This is a genomic window from Sphingobacterium phlebotomi, assembly GCF_008180195.1.
GTDB classification, from domain to species: Bacteria; Bacteroidota; Bacteroidia; order Sphingobacteriales; family Sphingobacteriaceae; genus Sphingobacterium; species Sphingobacterium phlebotomi.
Genome location: NZ_VTAV01000001.1, coordinates 348,420 through 374,031 on the forward strand (window position 1 = coordinate 348,420; position 25,612 = coordinate 374,031).

A 25,612-nucleotide genomic window follows, 5' to 3' on the forward strand; every position below is an offset into this window, starting at 1 on the left:
TCTCTATTTTATCTGGCACCTGAACACAGAGCTATCCTGTATAAAACCTTCAAATTTGTCGCCTACGGCGATGGGACCGACACCCGCGGGTGTTCCTGTATAGATAAGGTCTCCTTTGCGTAGTGTAATATATGTTGAAATGAACACAATCAAGCTATCGATATCGAAAATCATATCTTTTGTATTTCCGGATTGTACGATTTCATCGTTTTTCTTTAAAGAGAAAGCTATATTCTTTAGGTCAGGGAATTCTTCTTTTGGAAAAAGCGGACTGATGACTGCCGAGTGATCAAATGATTTTGCCAACTCCCATGGCAACCCTTTTTCTTTATGGGTAGATTGGATGTCACGGGCAGTGAAGTCAATGCCTAAACCTATAGCATCAATATATTTGTGTGCAAACTTAGGCGACACGTGCTTTCCCTCGTTGCAGATGCGGAACACCAGTTCGACTTCGTAGTGCACGTCCTGAGAGAACTCGGGGTAGTAAAAATCTTTATTGTCCTTTAACAATGCTGTATCCGGTTTCATAAAGATAACCGGGCTGTCGGGTATGGGGTTATTTAACTCTTTCGCGTGATCGATATAATTTCTGCCTACGGCGATGATTTTCATGTATATATTATCGTGTTTGATAACAAACCTAAATAAATTCATTTTTATATGCAATTTAATTGCGGATAATATAAAATGAATTTATTTTGCTCTCCTCTGCCATCAAGGGCTATTTTATAGAGGAAATATAAGAAAATTGTTATAGGGGACAAGCTACCTTCAGCGTTGTCTGCTTGTATATTCTTTATCTATTTATAGGGATTTAACAGGGGGTTAGTAGGGGTATAATAGGGGTTTAACATAGGTATTATCCCTATTATTACCCTATAAATTCCCTATAGAATTGTATTTAAGAGATAATGTGTGTATATTGAGAGCTGAAGGTGTTCAATAATAATAAATAATAGTTGCTAATTATGGCTATACAGAAAGACGGGCCAAACGGGGCTTATATTGGAAAAGTAGGAAGTGTTTACGGTTATGTACTCAATGGTCAGAACATTATCCGGGGAAAGCGGAAACCATCTACGAAAAAGCCAACGGAGGCCATGTTATTAAATCGGGCAAAGATGAAGGTTGCCAGTAGTTTTTCTACCCTGCTGGTTCCTTGCTTACGTTACGGATACAGAGAACTAGCTCCCAAAGGTAGCCGGATAGGCGCCGTACAATTAGCACAATCACATATTTTCAAAGAATGTTTGGAGATTGATGAGGGAGGTAAACCATTCGTCAACCCGGAAAAAGTACGCGTGTTTCGCGGAAACTTGAATCCGCCGACGGACTGCCTGGTTTGGCGGGAAGATGATAGGTTACATTTAAAATGGAGCTATGAAGCCGAGCGAGGTAGTGAAACCTACAGAATTAATATTTTGATTTACGACATTGACCATGAATTCCGATTCCATGTTGCGGAGGAGGATGTACATAAAGGTGAGTACAGTATGTCATGTACGTTATTAGCATATAGAAAGGGGCCGCTACAGGTGTATATGGGGGTTGTTGATGTGTATACGGAGGAGTTGTCGGACTCGGTGTATGTTGGGTTAGTTGAGTAGAATAGCAATTTCCCCTAAAAAAATAAGCCCTTTTCGAAATTGAAAAAGGCTTATTTAAATTGATACGATTTGTTAAATTTTTATACTTCTACAGCGACATCCATTTTAAAATCGTCATCTTTTAAGTGTACAATTTCCATGGCTTTCTCGTAGTTTGTGGATTTCTTCGAAAAGAAATCGTGTTGTGTGGTTTCTGTATTTAATCCATTTAGTACAATCGGATTCACTTGTTTAACTTCAAAAATAGGATCGAAACCTAAATTCATCAATGCTTTATTTCCGTTGTAGCGTACATACTCTTTTACTTCTGCAGTTAAGCCCACAACGGTGTACAATTCTTCGGTATACTTAATCTCGTTTTCATATAGATCGTTCAACAAATTCAAGAAACGTGCTTTCACTTCTTCTTTGTTTGGAAGCTTCGCAAATACTTCCTGTGCAATTAAGCCGACGAACACACCATGGATAGACTCATCTGCAATGATCTTCTTGATGATATCTGCTGAAGCAACCATTTGTCCCTGACCACATAACCAAAGAGGCAAGAAGAACCCTGAATAGAATAAGAAAGATTCTAATAGTACCGATGCCCCAAGCGCCATAAAGAGCTCTTCATCCGACACTTTTTCTTTATCGATAACCCGGTAATATTTATCGATAGTTGCAGCTTTGTATTGCAGGAACTTGTTCTCCTTCACCCAACCAAATACATCGTTGATTTCATTTGTCGTTGATACGGTTGTGAAAATAGTGGAATATGATTTTGCATGTATGGCTTCCATCATACACATATAGGACAATACCGCTTTATTCTGCAAAGAGTCGATATGATCAATGATTTTGGGCATACCCGTGTGGCTTTGGAGCGTATCTAATAACGTAAGCCCGCCTAATGCTTTCTTATAGCATTCTTTCATGTCCCAACTTAATCCTTTCCAGCTGTCGATATCTTTGGAAGGGATATATTCCGTATCGATCCAGAATTGTTTGATATTCTGTTCCCAAAACATTAATACATAATCGTTTTCAGGCGTGTTCCAGTTTACCGCTTTATATTGTTTCATTGTATGTCTATTTTTATTGTTTAAGCTGAACAGGAAATACATTCCTCTACCGTTGATTTACGTGTCCGCGTATAGTACAGCGATTTCAAACCAAGTTTATGCCCATAGATGTAGTATTTTGCTAAATCTCGTGTGGTGTCCTTGGAATTGGTATGGAGAATCGTGGATACACCCTGGTCGATATGACGTTGAATGACCGAGATCAACTTCAATACCTTGAATTGATCCATATCGTATGCCGACTTGAAATAGAAATAGTTGTCGTTTGTCAGGTAAGGCATGGGGTAATAAGTGGTACTGTCTCCATATTCCCGTACTTCAATGATATCTACGACAGGCATAACGGATGCTGTTGCATTCATGATATAGGAAGTAGATTGATTTGGTGCGATAGCCATACGGTACGCATGATAAATACCATGTTCTTGTATCTGCGTTTTTAAGTTTTCCCAATCTTGTCTTGTTGGCACATGAATACCATCAAATAACTCTTTAACCTTATCCGTAGTTGGTACATAATCTTGCGACGTATATTTATCGAAATAGGTGCCATCTGCGTAAGCTGATTTCTCAAAGCCTACAAATGTCTTACCACGCTCTTTGGCAATTTCCATTGACGCTTCCAACGAGTAGTAATTCATCATCATGAAGAACGTATTGGCAAAGTCTAAAGCTTCGGTGGATTCATACATAATAAAGCTTTTTGCCAGATAGCCGTGTAGGTTCATGGCACCTAGTCCTACAGAATGCAATTCTCTGTTGGCTTTCGCGATGGATGGAACCATTTCGATATCGGTTACGTCGGTCACGACCGTCAGGGCACGTGTAGCGGTTTTCACGGCTTCTTTGATGCGCTTGTTATCCATTACGGTTGCGATATTGAGTGATCCGAGGTTACAGGATATACCATAGCGGATAGTATCCTCTTTACCATAGATCTCGATATCCGAAACTTCGGAAACCTGCATGATTTCGGTACACAAGTTAGAGAATTTTACTTGGCCTAAGCCGTTTAACGCATGTGCTCTATTCGCGTTTTCTTTGAAGAAAATATAAGGGTATCCAGACTCCTTCTGGATCTGCGCAATACGTACTAATAAGTGGCGTGCATTGACTTTTTTCTTTTTGACGTTTGGATTGGTGATCAACTCATCATACATCTTGTCCATATCCATGTCGTCCAGATATTTGCCATATTCCTGCATCACGGTATGCGGATAAATAAGGTAGCATGGTTCGTCTTTTTCCGCCATCTCCATAAATTTATCCGGAACAATGATACCGATAGAAAGGGATTTGATACGCACTTTCTCATCGACATTGATTTTTTTACAATCAAGGAATTCTTCGATATCGGCATGGAAGATGTTGAGGTATACTGCTCCCGCACCTGGGCGTTGACCCAGTTGGTTGGCATAGGAGAATGTATCTTCCATGATTTTCATAATAGGAAGGACACCCCCAGCACGGCCATCCACACCTTTGATAGCTTCTCCGCGCGCCCGGATCTTGGAAATGTTAAAGGAAACACCACCACCGATAGAAGATAGTTTCATGGCGGAGTCGACAGCATAGCCGATACCGTTTAGGTTGTCACCAATCTCATCTAAGAAACAAGATACCAATTCGCCGGAGCGTTTTTTTCCGGCGTTCAAGAATGTCGGGGTAGCAGGCTGATATTCTTGATTGATCATGATTTCGGCATACTCGATAGCTTTTTGTATACCTTCTTCTCGAGCAAGGAAAAGTGACACGGCCACCACGCGGTCTTCATAGCGCTCCAAGAATTTTTCTCCAGAGTCATCCCGTAATGCGTAGCTCTGGAAGAACTTAAATGCGGCCATGAACGATTGAAAACGAAATTTCTTGGCATGGACGTAATTGTACACTTGTTCCATTTCTTCGAAGGTGAACCATTCGTAGAAATTGATATAATAATTATGCTCAATTAAGTAATCAATCTTTTCTTTCAACGTATAAAAGAAGACGGTGTTCTTGTTTACGTGTTCCAAGAAATAGGCACGTACGGCTTCTTTATCTTTATGCAAGCTGTACTCCTCATCATGCTTAATCATGATTTCATTATTAAGCAATATCCAATTTTTTGCTACCTCGTTTGCTATCATTGTATTGGTGTTTTATAATTTCAATAAATTGATTGATATCTTCCATGGTGCCAGAGAGCTCGAATTTCATGGCGAGTGGAATATCGTAATCTTCTGATACCTTGTCGGCTGCTAGCCCAAAGTTTCTTCCCCAGTTTCTATTGCCACTGGAGGTCACGGAAAAAATTTTTTCGGCGTGGTTATCCATAAACATCTTCGTTTTGTCCGGCATGCTTCCTATCTTGGTCGTATAGGTGATCAAGTGTCCGGATGCTTGAATCTCCAGATTCTCTTCAATCTTATGCGCTTGCCATCCTGTGATCTGGATAACTTTATTGATAAAGCGCTGGACATTTCCTGTTCTTGAATCGTAATATAGATGAACCATATCTCGCTCCGTTAAGGGTGAAATAATTAAAGGGCTATAGACGCCAACTCCTCGGGTTTGAAACCGATGATGCGTTGCTGTACTTCTTCGTTGTCTAGTACAAGAACCGTTGGAACCGTTCTGATTTTAAACTTAGCAGCTAAATCAGGTTGGTCGAACGGGTTGATAGTTTCGTATGAAATCCCTCTATTGTCTAAGAAGGCGGACACTTGTGCGCATGGCGCACAGTCATTTTTTTCGAATTTAATGATTCTTGCCATGTTGTTGTAAGTTTAAATTTGCGGAGATGTTAACCATCTCCAAGAAGTTAAAACACGAGACTTGAGGCGGGTCTGCATCTCAAGCATAACAAATATCCAACATTTTAATTCCGGGCGGTAATGATACTTTTCCACATGGTTGACAAACGGATAGAATAAACCGCGTTCTATGCTTGTTTTTTTGTATAAAATATTGATTTATAGAATCGGGCGTAAATGTTGATAACTTTAAAATCAACTTTGCAGACGAAAATTTACACAAATTTTCGATAAAAATTATATAGTTAATGTAACTATAAAACTGACTAAATTCTGACGTGTTTTTCGTCTTCTCTGAAACTGAATTAGTTGACAAAATCACCTATCTTATATTTCAAAAATAACTATTATCTTAGTGACCGATAAATAGACAGTTAATGAACCTACATAAATATTTACTATTCCTCTGTTTGGGGCTTTTATTCGCCTGTAAAAAGGAGATAAAGAATCCACCAACTCCTATAACGGAAGAACCGACAGAGCAGGAGCGTCTAAGAGCTAGCATCTATGACTATTTTAATAAGTATTCGTTGTGGACGGAGCAAATTCCTGATCTCGATGAGGAAGGACAGCTGGACTTTGTGAAGGGATATTCTTCCAACACAGCATTGTTGAGCGCTTTGAAGAATATGACACCTCAGTATTCTTTTAAACCTTATCAGACATTAAATATTACTGTTGGAAATCGCTATGATCGTTATTCTTTTTTAGAGGAATCTGAGACGGAGGGCACCATAAACCGTGCCGATGGTTTTCGGATGGATACGAATGATGGTTATGGTCTCAGTTTTGGATGGGGTATACTTACTGCTAACGCGACAATAGCTTACCCTGTTATTTATTTTGTAGAAGGAGGGTCTCCTGCACAAAAAGGAGGCGTAAAACGAGGATCTATTGTTTATGCCATTAATGGTGACGAGGATATTACAGTTCGATATAATGGTAGTAGTCTGAATCAAACTGATGTGCGAAACTTTACGACAAAACTAGAAGCTGCATTGGAAGCAAACTCATTAGATCTAGAAGTAGAAACAGCGGAAGGGGAGGAGAAAAAATATACGCTAGGATATCAAGATGCCTATGACATTGATCCTGTTATTTTAGATTCGGTTTATACTTACCCGGATAAAAATATTGGTTATCTGGCGTATTCGTCTTTTGAAGAAGTGTGGCCTAAGACACACCAAAATTATGAAAAGCTGGAGGATATATTTGATTCTTTTAAGGATGCCCATGTTAAAGATCTTATTTTGGACTTACGATATAATACCGGTGGCTATGTAAGTACTGCCGAATATCTGGCGAATAAAATGGTTAAGGCAACAGATCATGGTAAATTAATGTTCAAATATGTGGTGAACAATTATTTAGCGACATCTCCCCAACATAAAGCCGGTTTCGAGGACGTTTACTTTGAGAACAATAATAACCAACTGGCATTGGAGAACGTTTATGTTCTGGCGACGGAGCAAACAGCGTCGGCTTCTGAACTGCTGATCAGCTCGCTTAAACCCTACCTTAATGTGACCATTATTGCCGAAACAGATAGAACGTATGGAAAACCGGTAGGTTTCTTTCCCGAGGAGATAACGGATGATGTTACTTTGTGGGTTACTTCTTTCAAGACTATTAATGCGGATGGATATACGGATTATTGGAATGGGATGGATGTTGATGAGGATAATATAGATGATTATATCTTCAAAGATTTTGGTGATGCTACCGAGAACATGATTGCCAAAGCATTGGGTTTGGCGGGTATCCCTGCGCCAAGCATGCGCGCCTCTTCTCAAAAAAGTAGTTCTGCCCAACGTGGAGTGAAGGTAGGCCTCATCAACCAACCGAGAGAACGGAATATGCTGAAGACAAAGGATTAGTAGAAGTAGAAAGTGAAATTGGAAATCATAGAGACGTAAGATCTTACGTCTCTACAAAAAATATCTAAACCAAATATTCAAACAACGTCTGATCCTTATTGACTTCAATGAAATCGAACTTATAGGATTTCATCCTTTCGATAAAAGAGATATAATCTTTCGGGTCATTTAGTTCGATACCAATCAATGCCGGACCTCTTTCGCGTTCTGTTTTCTTAATATATTCGAATCGGGTAATATCGTCCTTTGGACCGAGTACTTCCGTTACAAGTAAACGTAAGGCACCTGGACGTTGCGGGAAGCGAACAATAAAGTAATGCTTAAAACCTTCATAGAGCAACGACATTTCTTTAATTTCGCTCATGCGGTCAATGTCGTTATTACCTCCGGAGACGATACAAACGACTTTTTTACCTTTTATTTCTTCTTTGTGAAAATCTAAAGCAGCGATAGACAATGCTCCTGCGGGTTCCGCTACAATAGCGTCTTTATTGTAAAGCTGTAAAATGGTCGTGCAGATTTTACCTTCAGGTATTGGCTTCACGCTATCGAGTAGTTTACTGCTAATTTCGTACGTTAAAGCACCTATTTTTTTCACAGCAGCACCGTCTACAAACTTATTAATATGTTCCAGTTCTATCGGACCATTATTCCGTATGGCGGCAATCATGGATGGCGCTCCTTCCGGTTCTACACCGTATAGTTTTACGTGCGGAGCATATTTTTTCATGTGGTAGCTCAACCCCGACGACAGTCCGCCACCCCCAATAGGGATAATAACGGCGTCTACATTCGGAAGATCTTCCAATATCTCCACGGCGACCGTACCTTGCCCCTCGATGATTTTTTCGTCATCAAAAGGAGGAATGAACGTCATATTGTGTTCTTTCGTGTATTCCAACGCTGCTTTCTGACAATCATCGAAGGTGTCGCCGGTTAATACGATCTCAATGTTGCCATTGCCCCACATTTCGGTTTGTGTAATTTTTTGACGTGGTGTAGGACCTGGCATGAAAATAACACCCTTAATATCTAGTTTTTTACAAGAAAGCGCAACACCTTGCGCGTGGTTGCCCGCACTGGCACAGGTAACGCCGCGGCGTTTTTCTTCTTCGGTGAGACTGACAATTTTATTATACGCACCACGTAGCTTATACGAACGGACGACCTGCAGGTCTTCCCGTTTTAAGTAGACCTCCGCATCATATTTTTCGGAAAGGTGTATGTTATATTGCAAAGGTGTGCGGTTCACAACACCTTTTATGCGTTCCGCCGCTTGCAATGAATCTATGTTTAAGGTCATATTGTTTAAGAATAACTGCCCCAAAAAGCGTCTTTAACGAGTGAAATATCTTTTTTGCCGTTACGGCTATAAATAGAAACAATATCAAATCTGATATCGCCCTGATGGTTGATTCGTTTTAGAAAAACACCGGCTGCTTTAATAAGGTTTTTCTGCTTTTTTACATCAACAAACTGAAAGGGTTCGCCATATGCTGTTGAACTACGACTTTTTACTTCTACAAAAGCCAAGATATCCCCCTCTTTAGCAATGATATCTATTTCCCACCATTTATATCGCCAATTTAATTGTAGAATTTGGTAGCCTTGAGCACGCAGGAATTCTTGTGCTTCCCATTCCCCCTGCTTCCCAAATTCTAAATGTTTGGCCATGTTTTATTTCAACAAAGTATGCAGATCCTCGTCGTTGATGTCTTTTTTTGCATCTGCCATAACGAGGAACTTTTCATAGATTACCGCCAGGTTATCTTTGTCTAGCTGGTAACCCAGACGTTCCAAATGGTGTCTTAATGCATGACGGCCAGAACGAGCAGTCAAGATAATATCAGCTTCTATTAAACCGACATCTTCCGGACGAATAATTTCGTAATTTTCACGATGCTTTAAAAAGCCATCTTGATGTATCCCGGAACTATGTGCAAAGGCATTCTTCCCAACAATAGCCTTGTTTGGTTGCACGGGCATGCGCATCATGGAACTCACTTTACGTGAAATGTGCGTGAACATTTTGCTGTTAATGTTAGAAGTTAAGCCCGGGAATTGACTTGCATGTACTTGCATAATCATGGCAACTTCTTCCAGTGAGGTATTTCCTGCACGTTCACCGATACCATTAATCGTACATTCAACTTGACGAGCTCCGTTTTGAACGGCGGCAATGGAATTGGCTGTCGCTAATCCTAAATCATTGTGGCAATGCGCGGAGATGATAGCCTCATCGATGTTACTTACATTTTCTTTTAAGTACTTGATTTTGGCGCCGTATTGATCTGGCAAGCAATAGCCGTTGGTATCGGGGATATTGACAACGGTGGCTCCCGCTGCAATGACAGCCTCTATCATGCGGGCTAAATAGGCTAAATCTGCCCGACCGGCATCTTCTGCATAAAATTCGACATCTTCTACATAGGATTTAGCATGCTTTACCGCAGCGACGGCACGTTCCAGAATTTCCTCGCGTGTGGAATTGAATTTGTATTGTATATGCATATCCGACGAGCCGATTCCGGTGTGTATACGTGGACGTTTGGCATATTTTAACGCGTCGGCAGCAACATCGATATCGTTTTTATTCGCACGTGTTAACGCACAGATAATAACTTCTTTTGTGGCTTTTGATAGCTCAACAACGGATAGGAAATCACCAGGACTTGAGACAGGAAATCCGGCTTCAATAATATCAACGCCCAATAACTCTAAATCTTTAGCGATTTCTATTTTTTCTGGTGTAGTCAATTGACACCCTGGAACCTGTTCGCCATCGCGGAGCGTTGTATCAAAAATATATAAGTGATTCGGATCGTGTAACATAGTCTTATAATTATCTTATAAATTTAAAAATCTTTTTCCTTATCTCAAACATTCCAATACTTTGGCTCCCATCTCGTTCGTGCCCAATATATGCGTAGCAGGTGTTTCTGCATTGGCGATATCACCTGTTCTCCAACCTGCTTTTAGGGTGTCTGCGACCGCTTCGGTTACGGTTTTGGCTTCTTCCTGTAGACCGAACGCAATATCGAGCATTAAGGCTGCTGATAAGATAGATGCCAACGGGTTGGCTTTGTTCTGTCCTGCAATATCATGTGCAGAGCCGTGAATAGGTTCGAAAAAACCCGTTCCGTCACCAATAGATGCCGAGGCCAACATACCCATAGAACCGGCAATCTGAGAAGCTTCGTCTGTCAGGATATCCCCAAACAGATTGGCTGTTAATACCACATCGAATTTTTTAGGATTCTTCACCAGTTGCATCGCTGCATTGTCGATAAACATATGTTCCGTTTCCACATCCGGATATTCGCGTGCTATTTCCTGGACCACATCACGCCACAAACGGGAAGTCTCCAACACGTTTGCTTTATCGACGGAGCATAATTTTTTGTTACGGGTACGAGCCGCATCGTAAGCTTTACGTGCGATGCGCTCTACTTCGTAGCGGTGGTAGTTCATCAAATCTGAAGCAAAGGTGTTGTCGTCACTACGTGTTTTTTCTCCAAAATACACGTCCCCAGTTAACTCGCGGAAAAAGAGAATATCTGTTCCTTGTAGGATCTCTGGTTTTAGACTAGATGCCTCCAACAATTCATCAAATAATAATATAGGACGGAGGTTGGCGTACAGACCCAACTCTTTGCGTATCTTCAATAAACCTTGTTCGGGCCTTACTTTCGCAGATGGATCGTTGTCGTATTTTGCATGTCCGATAGCACCGAATAAGATAGCGTCTGCTGTTTTGGCTTTTTCTAGGGTTTCATCGGGCAGCGGATTGCCGGTTGCTTCGATAGCCGTATGTCCCATAATAGCTTCATCGAAGCTAAATTCGTGACCATACTTCGCTGCAATTGTTTCTAATACTTGTTTTCCCCATGTCGTTACTTCTTGTCCGATACCATCTCCGGGGATGATTAAAATATTTTTGTTCATTTGTATATAATTATTTTGCCAAAATAAATTTATGTTCGATGCAAGACGGCAATTGCGATTCATAATGACCGACGTAAATTAGCGTATTGCCATGTGCACACAGTTCGTCTACCACTGCATTGAAATGTATGGTTTGTGCGACATCCAACCCCTGACAAGGCTCGTCTAGTATCAGCAGTGGCGGATTTTTGATAATGGTTCTAGCCAAAAGAGCCAAACGCTGTTTTCCTAACGGGAGCGTATGAAGCAATTGGTCTTTATAGGGTAACAAATCAAAAAAATCCAATAGCTGCTCCATACGTTTTTTTTCTTCGTACTTCACATCCATAAACCAACCGATACTATCATAAAAACCCGATGCTACCGTATGCCATACGGTAGCATTGCGGTCAAAATACCAATGCATCTCTGGTGAGATAATACCCACCTTTTCCTTAATATCCCAAATGCTCTCACCTGAGCCGCGTTTAGTTCCAAACAGCCAAATATCTGACGAATAGGCTTGGGGATGATCACCATTCAATAAGCTTAATAAAGTGGATTTCCCCGAACCATTGGGACCTTGCAATAACCACTTTTCACCTGCCTTTACCCTCCAACTTACATTTTTTAACACGACTTTGTCACCATAGCGAACGGATACATTTTTCAGTTCAACCATGGTTTGGCTAGTGGTTTGTGGCTCCTGTTGTAAAAAATAGGGAAGAGGTTTTTTTTCGCGAACATCATCTCTTGAAAAATCCTTCGCCTGCTCCACCACGCTGAGTTGACCGTTTTCGATTTCTGCAAAACGATTGATGCAAGAGGGGAGTTGTACATCGTTCGTGATTAAGATCAACGTTGTTCCCCTACGAGCAATTTCATTGAAAATATCCAAGAGGTTAGCTCTGGATTGTTTGTCGAGTCCTGTAAAGGGTTCGTCAATGATTAAAAGTTGTGGATTAAGCCAAAGTGCCTGTACCAATTGCAGTTTTTTATGCTCGCCACTAGACAGTTCGATTAGCTGTGTATCTTTACAGTTTTCGAAACCCAATGCATGCAAGATAGGCTCAGCATCCGCGTAACGGAGGTCGTTTTTCTGACCAAAGTGGATGAGATCAGCATAAACCGTAAGGGTGTCGTTTTTTTGGAATTTATTATAGCGTTGTTGATAATAAAAGTTACGGTCTCCCTCCAAGTTCGTGAACTGATACCAGTTGGAAACGTAATAAGCACGTGGCGGGCATGTGCTATGTTCATCAAAATGAAAGGTAATCTCTCCTGTTGCTTTTTCTTCTCCTACGATCGCTTTCGCTAAAGAAGTTTTCCCTGTTCCACTTTTTCCACCGATAACCCAATTTTCGCCTGGATATACAGCCCAATTGAAATCTGACAATACCGCCTGACCGGCGTATTGGACATTCAAATGGGCTATATGGACGACAGGATTATGGTGAGTCATCATATTAACGATAAAATGAAAAAGGTCTTATTCTTTCAAATTCTTCGATTTCTGCTGTATGGCTCAAGATGTAGTCGATATCATCATAGCCATTGATTAAACAAGATTTTTTGTACGGGTTGATTTCAAATTCAAAACTAGCTCCCGTGGCGTTAATTATTACGGTTTGCGCCTCTAAGTTTACGGTCAATTCCGAATGGTGATCCGCAAAAACGGCATCGAATATTTTCTCTAAAAATTCATCGGGAACCGTAATGGGCAATACACCATTGTTTAGCGCATTGCCTTTGAAAATATCGGCAAAGAACGAACTGATGACAACATCAAAGCCATAATCCTGGATAGCCCATGCGGCATGTTCGCGGGAAGAACCACAACCAAAGTTTTTGCCGGCTACCAATATTTTTCCGTTGTATGTCGGATTGTTCATCACGAAATCCGCTTTCGGGTTCCCGTCACTATCATAGCGCCAGTCGCGGAATAAATTGTCACCAAATCCTTCTCTTGTCGTTGCTTTCAAAAAGCGTGCAGGGATAATCTGATCAGTGTCGATATTTTCGATGGGTAGTGGTACTACCGTGGATGTTAATTTTTCAAATTTCTTCATTTCAGCCTTCTTAAATTAATTCTCGAATGTCCACAATCTTACCGCTGACAGCAGTAGCAGCAGCTGTCAAGGGGCTGGCAAGCATGGTGCGTGCATTCGGACCCTGCCGGCCTTCAAAATTTCTGTTAGAAGTCGAAACACAATATTTTCCTGCCGGGATTTTATCCTCATTCATACCCAAACAAGCCGAACAACCTGGTTCGCGAAGCACAAAACCTGCTTCCTCAAATATTTTGTCTATACCTTCTTCTTTTGCTTGTGCTTCTACCTGTTTAGAGCCCGGAACAATCCATACCTCTACATGATCTGCTTTTTTCTTGCCTTGTACAAAAGAAGCAACAGCCCGTAAATCCTCAATACGGGAGTTGGTACAGGAGCCGATAAAAACATAGTCTACAGGATGCCCTAATAATGTCTCATTATCACGGAAGCCCATATAATCCAAGGCTTTTTTATAGGACGGGCGTTCTGATTCGGGTTGATCGGTAGTTGCCGGAATGGCATCCGAAATACCAATTCCCATTCCCGGGTTTGTTCCGTAGGTAATCATAGGCTGAATGTCGGCGGCATCAAATTCCAATACCACATCGAATGGTGCGTCTTCATCAGAATACAAAGTTTGCCAATAGGAAAGGGCCTTATCCCAGTCTTCCCCTTTAGGAGCAAACTCCCGACCATGAACATAGTCGAATGTGGTTTGATCCGGAGCGATAAGTCCACCGCGGGCACCCATTTCTATACTCATGTTGCAGACAGTCATCCGACCTTCCATACTTAACGAGCGAATAGCTGAACCGGCAAATTCCACGAAATATCCTGTACCGCCGGCAGCAGTTGTTTTGGAGATGATATATAAGACAATATCCTTCGCACCAACGCCTTTTGCCAACTCACCGTTAACTTCGATTTTCATCGTTTTTGGCTTTTGCTGCAATAAACATTGCGTAGCAAATACCTGCTCTACCTGCGACGTTCCGATTCCGAATGCAATGGCACCAAAAGCCCCGTGTGTAGAAGTATGGCTGTCTCCACATACCATTGTTTTCCCCGGTTGGGTAATGCCCAGTTCCGGACCGATAACGTGCACGATACCTTGATAAGGATGCCCCAAGCCATATAATTCGACACCAAACTCCTTACAGTTCTTGGTCAACATATCCACTTGATAGCGTGAAAGTTCTTCCTGGATTGGAAGATGTTGATTAAGCGTAGGTACGTTATGGTCGGCAGTGGCCACCGTTTGACTCGGACGAAAAACGGGTATTCCTCGTTTCCGCAATCCGTCGAACGCTTGAGGCGACGTTACCTCATGAATCAAATGCGTATCTATATACAAAATATCTGGGAAGCCCTCTTGGCGCTTGACAACGTGCGCATCCCAAATCTTCTCTACTAATGTTTTTCCCATTTCTCTCTTTTTTTGTGATATAGTTACAAAGTTACGAGATAGACCTCTATTCCCGTAACCTTGTAACCCTTTGTCACCTTATAACGCTCTTAAACAGTTTTGATAGCCTTCATCGCTGTCATCGCTTTACGTAATCTAACGCCGACGGTTTCTACAGGATGGTTACGTAAGATCTCGTTAACTTGTACGAGCTGAACATTATCTACAGAGCCGTCTTTACCCTCGTTGAAGTTTTTGCCGACTAAATCCGTGTCTACTTTTTTCATGAAATCAGCCAATAGTGGTTTACATGCCTGATCGAATAAGTAACAGCCATATTCAGCCGTGTCTGAAATGACGCGGTTCATTTCGAATAATTTTTTACGAGCGATCGTGTTTGCAATCAAAGGCGTTTCATGTAATGATTCGTAGTATGCTGATTCCGGCTTAATACCTGCTTCCACCATGGTTTCAAATGCTAATTCTACACCTGCTCTCACGAAAGCAACCATTAATAAATAATTGTCAAAGTATTCCTGTTCGTTAATTTTTACATCACCGGCAGGCGTTTTTTCAAAAGCAGTTTCACCTGTTTCTGCTCTCCACTTTAATAGATTAGCATCTCCGTTTGCCCAATCTTCCATCATGGTTTTACTAAATTCGCCCGACATGATATCGTCTTGGTGTTTTTGGAATAAAGGGCGCATAATGTCTTTTAGTTCTTCCGATATTTGGAAAGCTTTAATTTTTGCAGGGTTTGACAAACGATCCAGCATACCACTTACGCCACCATGTTTTAAAGCTTCTGTGATGACTTCCACACCGTATTGTACTAGTTTGGAAGCGTAACCCGGATCAATGCCTTTCTCCACCATTTTATCAAAAGATAGAATGGAGCCGGTTTGCAACAAACCACAAAGGATCGTCTGTTCGCCCATCAAGTCAGACTTAACTTCGGCTACGAATGAAGACTTTAACACACCTGCGCGGTGTCCACCTGTACCTACACAATATGCTTTTGCATAAGGCCATCCTTTACCTTCCGGATCATTTTCTGGATGTACCGCGATTAAAGTAGGGACACCGAAACCTCTTAAATATTCGGCACGGACTTCAGAACCCGGACATTTAGGTGCTACCATAAGAACGGTAATGTCTTGACGTATCTGCATACCTTCTTCTACGATATTAAAACCGTGTGAATAGGATAGCGCAGCTCCTTGTTTCATCAATGGCTGAACAGCATTGATAACCGATGTATGTTGTTTGTCAGGTGTTAGGTTGATCACTAAATCTGCCGTTGGAATCAATTCTTCGTACGTTCCTACGTTGAAGTTATTGTCTGTGGCATTTTTCCAAGAATCTCTTTTTTGTTCAATAGCTTCTTTACGTAATGCATACGAAACGTCCAATCCGCTATCTCTAAGGTTTAAGCCTTGGTTCAAGCCTTGCGCACCACACCCTACGATTACGATTTTTTTACCTTTTAAAGCGTTAACACCATCTGAAAATTCATTTGAATCCATAAATTCAGCGTGCCCCAATTGGTTTAATTGATCTCTAAGAGGTAATGTGTTGAAATAATTTGCCATTGTTTTGTTATTATAATACGTTGTTTTTGATTGATTTATTTTTTAATTGCTCTCCGTTGGGCTATCGCATAACCGAAATGCGTGTTATCATGGCCTACCGTTGTGACCAAAAGCTCTTCTATACTGTTTATGAGCACGCCGAAAGTGGAAGTGTCAAAAGGAGCGATTTTTTCGAATGTTCCTTTCTGATAATCTTCCTGTATTTTTTGAATAGTAGAAATAGCAAGCTGCTTGAGTTCGGCTACTTCTTCCGCCGAGACAAAGTATTCCGGTTTTGAACCTTTTTTATATGCTTCGATATGCTTGACGAAAGATATATCGGAAGTGATGCCTGTCCGTACATAGCATAGCGTTTGTGTACTCACGACGATGTGCCCGAAGTTCCAGATGATATTGTTGTTAAAACCTTCGGGAATTTGGTTAAGTTCGTCTAAAGTGAGGTCATCCAATAAGCGGATAAAGGCGTTACGGCTATCTATTATAAATTTGAATGTTTCTGTCATTTTTCTTTTCCATTTCTACATAGTAAACACTTTCTCCTGCTGATCGAGATATTCATTTTCCACGATTTCTGGAGCGGGTTCTTCACGTTCAAACTGTTTTATTTTTGTGTGGAAGCCGGCGCTGTCTTTGATGATGGCAATACGGGCACCGCGAACGAATTCGATGAGACCATATTCTCCCAGAGCCGCTGTCAGACGGTCAATTTCTTCCCGACGGCCGGCCGTTTCAAATACGGTATAATCATGCCGGATAACTACAGCAGAGGCGCCGTACTCTCGAAGCAAACGCTCCACAGGGGCTTTTTCTGCAATAATTTCTGTCGGAACTTTGTAAAGGGCTTGTTCTTGCCAAATTAATTCTTCGTCCGTATTGTAATAAGCTTTTAAAACCTCCACCTGCTTTTCAATTTGCCGGCAAAGTTTACGTACCACATCTTCACTCTCGTTAATTAAAATCGTGAAGCGGTGGATACCTTCTACCTCTGATGGCGAGGTGTTCAAGCTTTCTACATTGATTTTTCTTCTGGAAAAGATACCGGAGATACGTCCTATCATACCGATAGAATTCTCTGTGTATAACGTGATAGTATATTCTTGTTTTTCCATTATTTGCATTTTTACTTTAAACGTATTTCCGATACTGATGCGCCTTGTGGGACCATAGGGAAAACATTGTTTTCCTTGCCGACCATAATCTCCAATAAATAAGATCCATCATGATCGAGCATAGCCTTCAATGCTGCGTGTAGATCTTTCCGTTCGGAAATTTTGTTCCCTTCAATATGATAACCTTTTGCCACGGTCACAAAATCCGGACTCGTTATATTGACAAAAGAGTAACGTTTATCGTTAAATAACTGCTGCCATTGGCGTACCATACCTAGAAACTCGTTGTTGAGGATGAGAATTTTGACTTTCGCGCCGAATTGCATGATCGTTCCCAGTTCTTGGATCGTCATCTGGATGCCTCCATCGCCAATGATAGCAACGACATCACGCTCTGGGGTTCCATACCATGCGCCAATAGCTGCAGGTAATCCAAAGCCCATCGTACCCAATCCTCCAGAAGTAACATTCGACTTCGATTTATTAAATCTTGCATAGCGGCAAGTAACCATTTGATGCTGCCCCACATCTGTTACGATAACGGCATCGCCCCCGGTCAATTCATTTAAAACCTTAATCACTTCCCCCATCGTCATGATATCCGATGTCGGGTTCAATTCATCCTGGATGACTTCCTTAACTTCCTTTTTCTCTAATTCGCGGAATTCCGCTAGCCACGCGCTGTGATCACGTTGTTGGAGCAGTTCCGTTAGCATAGGTAGCGTCTCTTTACAATCGCCCCATACAGGTACGGTCGTAGCGACATTTTTGTCGATTTCGGCCGGATCAATATCCAGGTGAATGACTTTTGCTTGCTTGGCATATTTATCCAATCGGCCGGTTACGCGATCGTCAAAGCGCATTCCTACGGCGATCAATACATCACATTCATTGGTCATGACATTGGGCGCATAATTCCCGTGCATACCGAGCATACCAACATGCAATGGATGATCCGTTTCCAATGCACTCAATCCCATGACGGTCGTTGCTGCCGGAAAACCGCCTTTTTCAATGAAGTCTTTGAGATCCTGTTCTGCCTTACCCAAAATGATACCTTGTCCGAACAATACGAACGGTTTCTTCGCTTGATTAATGAGTTCGGCAGCCTTTTCTACATATTCCTTACGCACAATTGGTTTGGGTCTGTAGCTACGAACATGGTCACATTTTTCATAGCCTTTATAATCAAACAGTTGTATTTGTGCGTTTTTAGTAATATCAATTAAAACGGGGCCAGGACGTCCGGTTCGTGCTATATAGAATGCTTTTGCCAATACACTCGGGATCTCCGTAGCATCGGTAACTTGATAGTTCCATTTGGTAACCGGTGTTGTGATATTGATGACGTCCGTTTCCTGGAAAGCATCTGTTCCTAATAACGAAGCAAACACTTGTCCCGTAATACATACGATTGGATTACTGTCGATCATGGCGTCAGCTAATCCAGTCACCAGATTGGTTGCTCCCGGACCACTTGTCGCAAATGCGACACCGACACGTCCAGACGTCCGGGCATAGCCTTGTGCTGCATGGACTCCGCCTTGTTCATGACGGACCAAGATATGGTTTAATCTGTCATTATAATCGTATAAAGCATCGTATATAGGCATAATTGCCCCCCCTGGATAACCAAATAGGGTATCTACTCCTTCTTGAATCAAAGCTTCCAATACGGCCTGTGACCCGCTGATTTGGGTCGTTGTCGCTTTGGACTCTTGTGGCTTTGATCGTGTTTTTTCCAGTGTACTCATTTTTTTACTATTAGAAATATTTGTATCACTACTTTTTATAAATCTGTCACGCAACCTTGTGAAGCATTGGCAACTGTTTTTGCGTATTTATACAATACACCTTTGTTTACTTTTAATGCCGGTTGCTTCCATTTCGCCCTGCGAGAAGTAATCTCTTCATCCGACAGTTTTACATTAATGGTATTGTTTACTGCATCGATTTCAATGATGTCATCGTCCTGGACGAGGCCGATAAGGCCACCTTCGTATGCTTCAGGCGTGATGTGGCCTACGACGAATCCGTGCGTTCCACCGGAGAAACGACCATCGGTAATTAATGCAACAGATTTCCCGAGACCTGCTCCGATAATCAGAGAGGTTGGTTTCAGCATTTCCGGCATACCGGGTGCACCCTTCGGTCCTTCGTTTTTGATGACGATAACATCGCCGGGTTTAACGCGTCCCGAAGCAACGCCTTTTGCCAAATCCTGTTCTCCGTCAAACACCCGAGCTGGGCCATTAAATTTTTCTCCTTCCTTACCAGAAATTTTGGCTACAGAACCTTGTTCTGCCAAGTTTCCGTATAGAATTTGTAAATGGCCTGTTTTTTTAATAGGATTATCCAATGGCTGCACAATATCCTGGTCATAGTCCATAATAGATTTAACATCCGCTAAGTTCTCTGCGATGGTCTTTCCAGTAACGGTTAAACAGTCGCCATGTAATAGACCTTCATCCAATAGATATTTCATGACGGCGGGCGTGCCACCGTATTGTTGTAAATCTTGCATCAAGAATTTGCCCGATGGCTTGAAGTCTGCTAATACAGGCGTTTCATCAGACATGCGTTGGAAATCATCTGCTGTGATATCAACATCTACTGCTTTACCTATCGCTATAAAGTGCAATACTGCATTTGTCGATCCACCCAAAACAACAATCAGACGCATCGCATTTTCGAAAGCTTTGCGCGTCATAATATCGGAGGGTTTGATATCTCTTTCCAAAAGCGTATGCATATATTTTCCCACTTCCAAACATTCTTTCTTTTTCTCTTCCGATACGGCAGGGTTAGAAGAGGAATAGGGTAGGCTCATCCCCAAAGCCTCAATAGCGGATGCCATGGTATTGGCGGTGTACATCCCCCCACATGCACCTGCGCCAGGGCAAGTGTGACGAATAACACCGTCGTAATCCTCATCCGAAATCGTGCCTGCGATTTTTTTGCCCAAAGCTTCGAAAGCGGATACAATATTTAATTCTTCACCTTTATAATAGCCCGGCGCAATCGTGCCTCCGTATACCATAATAGCGGGGCGGTTTAATCTACCCATCGCCATAATGGCGCCCGGCATGTTCTTGTCGCACCCTGGGATAGCGACCACGCCATCATAATATTGACCACCACAGATGGTTTCGATACTGTCTGCAATGACGTCACGTGATACTAACGAATAGCGCATTCCGTCTGTACCGTTGCTCATACCATCGCTTACGCCGATTGTTCCAAATGTAAGCCCGACCAAATCACTGCCCCAAATACCTTGTTTTACCAATTGGGCTAAATCATTCAAGTGCATGTTGCAGGTATTCCCATCATACCCCATACTGGCAATACCGACTTGCGCTTTGTCCATATCAGCGTCCGTAAGCCCAATCCCGTACAGCATAGCTTTTGCTGCAGGTTGTGTTTCATCTTGTGTAAAGATGCGACTGTACTTGTTCATTACACTTTTCGTGTCAGATGATGACTTCATAATTCTCTTCTTCTAAAACTAATTTTTTATATTTCCTTTGAATGGATGCACCGATAGTGTGTTCCCAGTCTTCTTTGTAAATAACGCCGTCTACCTCTTTGATGCCGATGATTTCGGCTGCGGTACCACATAAAAAAGCACTGTCCGCTCCGTGAACGTCTTCGATAGTCAGCTTTTTCTCTATCACATCAATATTCAACTCCTTGCATAGTTCAATGACGGTTTGTCTGGTGATACCCGGAAAAACATGATCCAATGGAGGGGTATATAATTTAAAGTCCTTTTCAATAAAGAGGTTTTCACTGGAGGCCTGTGCGATATACCCATCCTGGCTCAACATGAGCGCTTCATCAAATCCTTGTTTGATGGCATCACTGGAAGCGAGGATAGCATTGATGTATTGCCCTGAGACTTTTGCCTCTATCCGAAATGACTTCGGATTGGGGCGCTGAATCATAGAAGTGCATACGCGGAGAAGGTTTTGCCCTAGATATGGTCCCCATTCCCATGCCGCAATCATAATGTGGGCATCTTTTGCCGAAGTGAGGTGCATATTTGAACCGGAAAACACTAGCGGACGTATATATGCCGCCCGAAGGTTGTTGGTTTCCAATAATGCGTATGTTTTCTCTATTAATGTTTGATTATTCCACTGATAGGGAAGGTTAATAGCTTCACATGAACGTTGTAAACGCTTGAAATGTTCTTCTGCCTTGAAGATTCTCGTGCCATGATGCGTACTGTAAGCTCTCAGCCCTTCGAAAGCCCCATACCCATAATGCAACGATTGGCCGAACAGATCTACTCCGGCATCTGTGGCCTTTACAAAATCTTCGTCCAAATAAATGTAAGTGTCTTGATTATAATACTGCATAGTGTCTCCCTCAATTTCACTATGGTCAAGTTAGCGCTATTAAAAATTCTTTACAATAGCAAAACAAAGTATTTTTAAAAAGTTTATTATTTTAATTTATCTATTTTTATGGAATATTATTTTGATATATTGTTTTATATTAATTTTAAATTTTGAGGTTCATAGACTAAAATTAAAATCGGTATAGTGTTTCAAAATGTTGTCTTTACCAAAAAAGACCAAAATTCTGCTTAAAATGGTAAAAAAGGGTATGAGAGTTGAAAAAAATAGCCCACAGTTTTTAAACCGTGGGCTACATAAATTAAATGTATTTTTAAACTATTATTCTTCCACGATTCCTTCTGCTAAAACAGTAATGTTATTGTCTTTAGCTTCTACAACCCCACCTTTAATGACGAAAACGGTCTGGCCTTGTGCATCTCGAATAATAACTTTTCCATCTTCTAAAGTAGATACGATAGGAGCGTGATCCTGCAAAATTTGAAAAGACCCGGCGCTACCAGGTACCGTTACAGCTGTAGCGTCGCCCTCGTATGCTAATTTATCTGGAGTAATAATCGTTAATCTCATCTTAAACAGCCTCCGCTAACAATTTTTTGCCTTTTTCGATAGCTTCTTCAATGTTACCTACCAAGTTGAATGCAGCTTCTGGATACTCATCTACTTCACCATCAATAATCATATTGAAACCTTTGATCGTATCTTTGATGTCAACAAGTACACCTTTTAAACCGGTAAATTGTTCTGCTACGTGGAATGGCTGTGATAAGAAACGTTGTACACGACGTGCGCGGTGAACGGTCAACTTATCTTCTTCTGATAATTCATCCATACCCAAGATAGCGATGATATCTTGAAGTTCTTTATAACGTTGCAAAATTTCTTTTACGCGTTGTGCCGTGTTATAATGTTCGTCACCCAATACTGCTGGCGTCAAGATGCGAGAAGTTGAATCCAAGGGGTCAACCGCAGGGTAAATACCTAATTCAGCAATTTTACGCGACAATACTGTTGTTGCGTCCAAGTGGGCAAAAGTTGTCGCTGGCGCAGGGTCAGTTAAGTCATCGGCAGGTACGTATACCGCTTGTACTGATGTAATAGACCCGTTTTTAGTAGAGGTAATACGCTCTTGCATTAAACCCATTTCTGTTGCTAAGGTTGGTTGATAACCCACAGCAGATGGCATACGTCCCAAAAGAGCTGATACTTCCGAACCTGCTTGCGTAAAACGGAAGATGTTGTCGATAAAGAAAAGTACGTCACGTCCTTGACCCTGTCCATCTCCGTCGCGGAAGTATTCCGCTACGGTGAGTCCCGATAATGCTACACGAGCACGTGCCCCAGGAGGCTCATTCATCTGACCGAAAACGAATGTACATTTTGAATCTTTAAGCAATTCTTGGTCCACTTTGTCCAAAGGCCATTCGCCCTTTTCCATGCCTTCCATGAAGTGCTCACCATATTTGATAATGCCTGATTCAAGCATTTCCCGCAATAGGTCATTTCCTTCACGCGTACGTTCTCCAACACCTGCAAATACGGAAAGACCACCGTGCCCTTTGGCGATGTTGTTGATCAATTCTTGGATCAATACCGTTTTTCCTACCCCGGCACCACCAAATAATCCAATTTTACCGCCTTTTGCATAAGGTTCTAGCAAGTCGATAACTTTGATACCTGTAAACAATATTTCTGATTCGGTCGATAATTCGTCGAATCGAGGTGGTTCCGCGTGGATAGGGCGTCCGTTTGTTGTGTCCAAATCTTGGATACCATCGATCGCTCCTCCAACGACGTTGAATACACGACCTTTGATTTCTTCGCCAACAGGCATTTTAATCGGAGCACCAGTGTCGAACACTTTCATTCCGCGAACCAAACCTTCGGTTGCATCCATGGCGATAGTACGAACACGATCCTCACCTAAGTGTTGTTGAACTTCCAAAACGATGCGTTGGCCATTGTCTTTCTCAATATACAAGGCGTCGTAAATCTTCGGAAGATTGTCATTGTCGGCGAAGTTGACGTCAACTACTGGGCCGATAATCTGCGCTATTTTACCAATATTGGGCATATTATAGGGACTAAATAATTATTAATCAATTTACAGCAAATGATTTTATACATCCGCATTTTGGAATGCAAAAATAAGCTATATCTTATTAAAAGCAAAACGCTTATTGATAATATTTTATTTTTCTTTTTTTCTCTCAAAAAAAGAAACAAAAAAAGTCGTCGCTTAAAAATTTGATGCGTCCCTCTACCCCGCACCTTTCCCGCATCGAGAATAGTTTTGAAAGGATAGGGTAATACTAAGCATGAGTTTCTACAGATTTCAAAATTTTTGATGCGACCTATAAAGTTAAGGAGAGATAGTGCAATGGTGTATAGTTCAATTGTATTGAGCGGTTAAGCGAGTTGAATATCTTCCGTATATTCATTGCCAAATCGGTCAGTGACGACAATCTTCACTGTTTTAGCATCGGTTTGGGTGTAAAACAAATGATCTGTCCGTCCAGGTTCAACCCAGGCTCTGCGTTCTTTTGGTCGTTCTTTTCCTTTATAAAGGGAAACAGCCAGTTCATCGAAACCTTTGGTTTGCTCTAAGTCACCTTTGGCAACACCGTCGGCAAACCAAATCACTTTCCACGCAGGATCATAATTCCATACATTCACCATGATGCGGTTCATGCCTCCACTGAGTTTTTGGACGCTGCTACGGAATTGGTAATTGCGATCTTTACCGATGGATTTATAAAACCAGTTTACCGATGTTCCATCCACTTCAAAGACCCCATAACCGCGGGGGGTGCCGTCTGTGCAAACCGGTCCTGTCCACCAGGCACCGCAAAGTGTCGCATGGGTATGCTCATATATATTTCCGTTAACATGGTTCGTGTTTCGGTGGGTATGACCGGAAAGAACATGAATCTGTTGAAAGTCCTCAAAAAGAGCATACAGTTCATCACGGTTTTTTACGCTATTGTAGATCGGAATATGCACGCTAATGATTAACACGTGGTCTTTAGGGACGTGCTGCAGATCTTTTTTCAGCCAGGAAAGTTGTTCGGCACTGATGTGACCGTCGTATTGCTTGATGCGGGTGTAACGAATGGTGTCTAATACCACGTAATGTACTTTCCCTCGGTTAAACGAATAATAGGAGGGGCCAAAATGCGCTTTAAATAGTGCTGCGTCATCGGATTCATTAGCGGTCACTTCCTGTTTATCGTGGTTTCCGATCGTCTGAAAGAAGGGGATGCCTACCTTGCCTATCGTTTCTTTGTAATCTTGCCACAACTTTGGTGTGTCCCAAATGGAATCTCCCAAACTGATGCCGTGAAACTTTTCCTTGGGCATGGATGCGAGAAATTGTGCTATGTCCGGAAGCGATTCTTGCCGAAGCTGCCGAACGTCTTCCTTATCCCGTATCTGTGGGTCGCCTAAGGCGAGGAAATAGTGGTGATGATCGTTATAGGTCGTTTTTTCCAACTCAAAATTATACGCCCCACTGTCTGGTAAACGGTAAATAGCCGCGAAACCATGCACGTTTTTTATGTTATAGCCTGATGGATTCGATAAGAAAATATGCTTCGCATTGTGGTGCAGCTGTAAGGTGTATCTTCCCCTTCTGTCGCTTACGGCCACATTGTATCCGTCGGATACAATCGCATTAGCAATATTTTTTCGGCGTGCCCTGATCCGCCCCTTGATTAACTTTCCGCTGTCTTGTGGCGATACAACGGCGAAAGCTTTACCCGAAAGATAAAGTCCGCCAATGAGTAATCCGGATGATTTTAAGAAACTTCTTCTATTCATATTCA

23 protein-coding genes are annotated in these 25,612 nt (G+C 41.8%); 2 read left to right on the forward strand and 21 right to left on the reverse strand.

Going from position 1 to position 25,612, the window contains the following annotated elements; genetic code table 11:
- Positions 1-3: 3 nt before the first annotated feature.
- Positions 4-615, reverse strand: coding sequence for a fumarylacetoacetate hydrolase family protein (locus FXV77_RS01295; protein ID WP_148917927.1), 612 nt, complete (start codon positions 613-615; stop codon positions 4-6).
- 356 nt (positions 616-971) lie between these two features.
- Between FXV77_RS01295 and FXV77_RS01300 the strand changes: the two genes are divergently transcribed.
- Positions 972-1,610, forward strand: coding sequence for a hypothetical protein (locus FXV77_RS01300; RefSeq protein WP_148917412.1), 639 nt, complete (start codon positions 972-974; stop codon positions 1,608-1,610).
- An 80-nt stretch (positions 1,611-1,690) separates the two neighbouring features.
- Here the strand turns inward: FXV77_RS01300 and nrdF are convergent, their stop codons facing one another.
- Genes nrdF through FXV77_RS01320 form a run of 4 tightly spaced genes read right to left on the reverse strand, consistent with a single transcriptional unit; the run spans position 1,691 to position 5,427 of the window.
- A complete protein-coding gene (gene nrdF, locus FXV77_RS01305) occupies positions 1,691-2,674 on the reverse strand; it encodes a class 1b ribonucleoside-diphosphate reductase subunit beta (protein WP_148917413.1) in 984 nt (327 codons plus the stop codon).
- A gap of 20 nt (positions 2,675-2,694) precedes the next feature.
- Positions 2,695-4,800 carry a class 1b ribonucleoside-diphosphate reductase subunit alpha gene (gene nrdE, locus FXV77_RS01310; protein WP_148917414.1) on the reverse strand — a complete coding sequence of 702 codons (2,106 nt, stop codon included), beginning with the start codon at positions 4,798-4,800 and terminating at the stop codon, positions 2,695-2,697.
- Positions 4,760-5,167 carry a class Ib ribonucleoside-diphosphate reductase assembly flavoprotein NrdI gene (gene nrdI, locus FXV77_RS01315; protein WP_148917415.1) on the reverse strand — a complete coding sequence of 136 codons (408 nt, stop codon included), beginning with the start codon at positions 5,165-5,167 and terminating at the stop codon, positions 4,760-4,762. Before nrdI ends, nrdE begins: the two co-directional genes overlap by 41 nt.
- 26 nt (positions 5,168-5,193) lie before the next feature.
- Complete coding sequence (locus FXV77_RS01320) at positions 5,194-5,427, reverse strand: glutaredoxin family protein (RefSeq protein WP_148917416.1); 234 nt, start codon at positions 5,425-5,427, stop codon at positions 5,194-5,196.
- 416 nt (positions 5,428-5,843) lie between these two features.
- On the opposite strand from FXV77_RS01320, the gene FXV77_RS01325 reads away from it, so the two are divergent.
- Complete coding sequence (locus FXV77_RS01325) at positions 5,844-7,343, forward strand: S41 family peptidase (RefSeq protein ID WP_148917417.1); 1,500 nt, start codon at positions 5,844-5,846, stop codon at positions 7,341-7,343.
- A gap of 64 nt (positions 7,344-7,407) precedes the next feature.
- Here FXV77_RS01325 and ilvA read toward each other — a convergent pair whose 3' ends face one another.
- The 16 genes from ilvA to FXV77_RS01405 all read right to left on the reverse strand — a co-directional run bounded on the left by ilvA (position 7,408) and on the right by FXV77_RS01405 (position 25,607).
- Positions 7,408-8,646, reverse strand: coding sequence for a threonine ammonia-lyase IlvA (gene ilvA, locus FXV77_RS01330; RefSeq protein WP_148917418.1), 1,239 nt, complete (start codon positions 8,644-8,646; stop codon positions 7,408-7,410).
- Positions 8,647-8,651: 5 nt separating this feature from the next.
- Entirely contained in the window at positions 8,652-9,017 is a 366-nt protein-coding gene (locus FXV77_RS01335) for a YraN family protein (RefSeq protein ID WP_148917419.1), read from the reverse strand.
- 3 nt (positions 9,018-9,020) lie between these two features.
- On the reverse strand, positions 9,021-10,175 hold the full coding sequence (locus FXV77_RS01340; protein ID WP_148917420.1) for a 2-isopropylmalate synthase: 1,155 nt from the start codon (positions 10,173-10,175) through the stop codon (positions 9,021-9,023).
- Between the two features lie 39 nt (positions 10,176-10,214).
- On the reverse strand, positions 10,215-11,288 hold the full coding sequence (gene leuB / locus FXV77_RS01345; protein WP_148917421.1) for a 3-isopropylmalate dehydrogenase: 1,074 nt from the start codon (positions 11,286-11,288) through the stop codon (positions 10,215-10,217).
- 10 nt (positions 11,289-11,298) lie between these two features.
- Positions 11,299-12,732, reverse strand: a complete 1,434-nt coding sequence (locus FXV77_RS01350; RefSeq protein WP_148917422.1) for an ATP-binding cassette domain-containing protein — start codon at positions 12,730-12,732, stop codon at positions 11,299-11,301.
- 1 nt (position 12,733) lies between these two features.
- The gene (gene leuD / locus FXV77_RS01355; RefSeq protein WP_148917423.1) at positions 12,734-13,336 is read right to left on the reverse strand and encodes a 3-isopropylmalate dehydratase small subunit; all 603 of its coding nucleotides are present in this window, start codon (positions 13,334-13,336) and stop codon (positions 12,734-12,736) included.
- Between the two features lie 10 nt (positions 13,337-13,346).
- Positions 13,347-14,744 (reverse strand): 3-isopropylmalate dehydratase large subunit, encoded by a 1,398-nt coding sequence (gene leuC / locus FXV77_RS01360; protein ID WP_148917424.1) that lies wholly within the window; start codon positions 14,742-14,744, stop codon positions 13,347-13,349.
- 89 nt (positions 14,745-14,833) lie between these two features.
- Positions 14,834-16,315 (reverse strand): ketol-acid reductoisomerase, encoded by a 1,482-nt coding sequence (ilvC, locus tag FXV77_RS01365; RefSeq protein WP_148917425.1) that lies wholly within the window; start codon positions 16,313-16,315, stop codon positions 14,834-14,836.
- 35 nt (positions 16,316-16,350) lie between these two features.
- Positions 16,351-16,818, reverse strand: coding sequence for a DinB family protein (locus tag FXV77_RS01370; protein WP_148917426.1), 468 nt, complete (start codon positions 16,816-16,818; stop codon positions 16,351-16,353).
- A gap of 15 nt (positions 16,819-16,833) precedes the next feature.
- Positions 16,834-17,424, reverse strand: coding sequence for an acetolactate synthase small subunit (gene ilvN, locus FXV77_RS01375; protein WP_148917427.1), 591 nt, complete (start codon positions 17,422-17,424; stop codon positions 16,834-16,836).
- Between the two features lie 11 nt (positions 17,425-17,435).
- Complete coding sequence (ilvB, locus tag FXV77_RS01380; protein ID WP_148917428.1) at positions 17,436-19,178, reverse strand: biosynthetic-type acetolactate synthase large subunit; 1,743 nt, start codon at positions 19,176-19,178, stop codon at positions 17,436-17,438.
- 35 nt (positions 19,179-19,213) lie between these two features.
- Positions 19,214-20,914, reverse strand: coding sequence for a dihydroxy-acid dehydratase (ilvD, locus tag FXV77_RS01385; RefSeq protein WP_148917429.1), 1,701 nt, complete (start codon positions 20,912-20,914; stop codon positions 19,214-19,216).
- On the reverse strand, positions 20,898-21,788 hold the full coding sequence (locus FXV77_RS01390; RefSeq protein WP_148917430.1) for a branched-chain amino acid transaminase: 891 nt from the start codon (positions 21,786-21,788) through the stop codon (positions 20,898-20,900). Before FXV77_RS01390 ends, ilvD begins: the two co-directional genes overlap by 17 nt.
- 321 nt (positions 21,789-22,109) lie before the next feature.
- Positions 22,110-22,358 carry an ATP synthase F1 subunit epsilon gene (gene atpC, locus FXV77_RS01395; RefSeq protein WP_148917431.1) on the reverse strand — a complete coding sequence of 83 codons (249 nt, stop codon included), beginning with the start codon at positions 22,356-22,358 and terminating at the stop codon, positions 22,110-22,112.
- A 1-nt stretch (position 22,359) separates the two neighbouring features.
- The gene (atpD, locus tag FXV77_RS01400) at positions 22,360-23,862 is read right to left on the reverse strand and encodes a F0F1 ATP synthase subunit beta (RefSeq protein WP_148917432.1); all 1,503 of its coding nucleotides are present in this window, start codon (positions 23,860-23,862) and stop codon (positions 22,360-22,362) included.
- A 335-nt stretch (positions 23,863-24,197) separates the two neighbouring features.
- Positions 24,198-25,607, reverse strand: coding sequence for a calcineurin-like phosphoesterase C-terminal domain-containing protein (locus FXV77_RS01405; RefSeq protein ID WP_148917433.1), 1,410 nt, complete (start codon positions 25,605-25,607; stop codon positions 24,198-24,200).
- Positions 25,608-25,612: the final 5 nt, after the last annotated feature.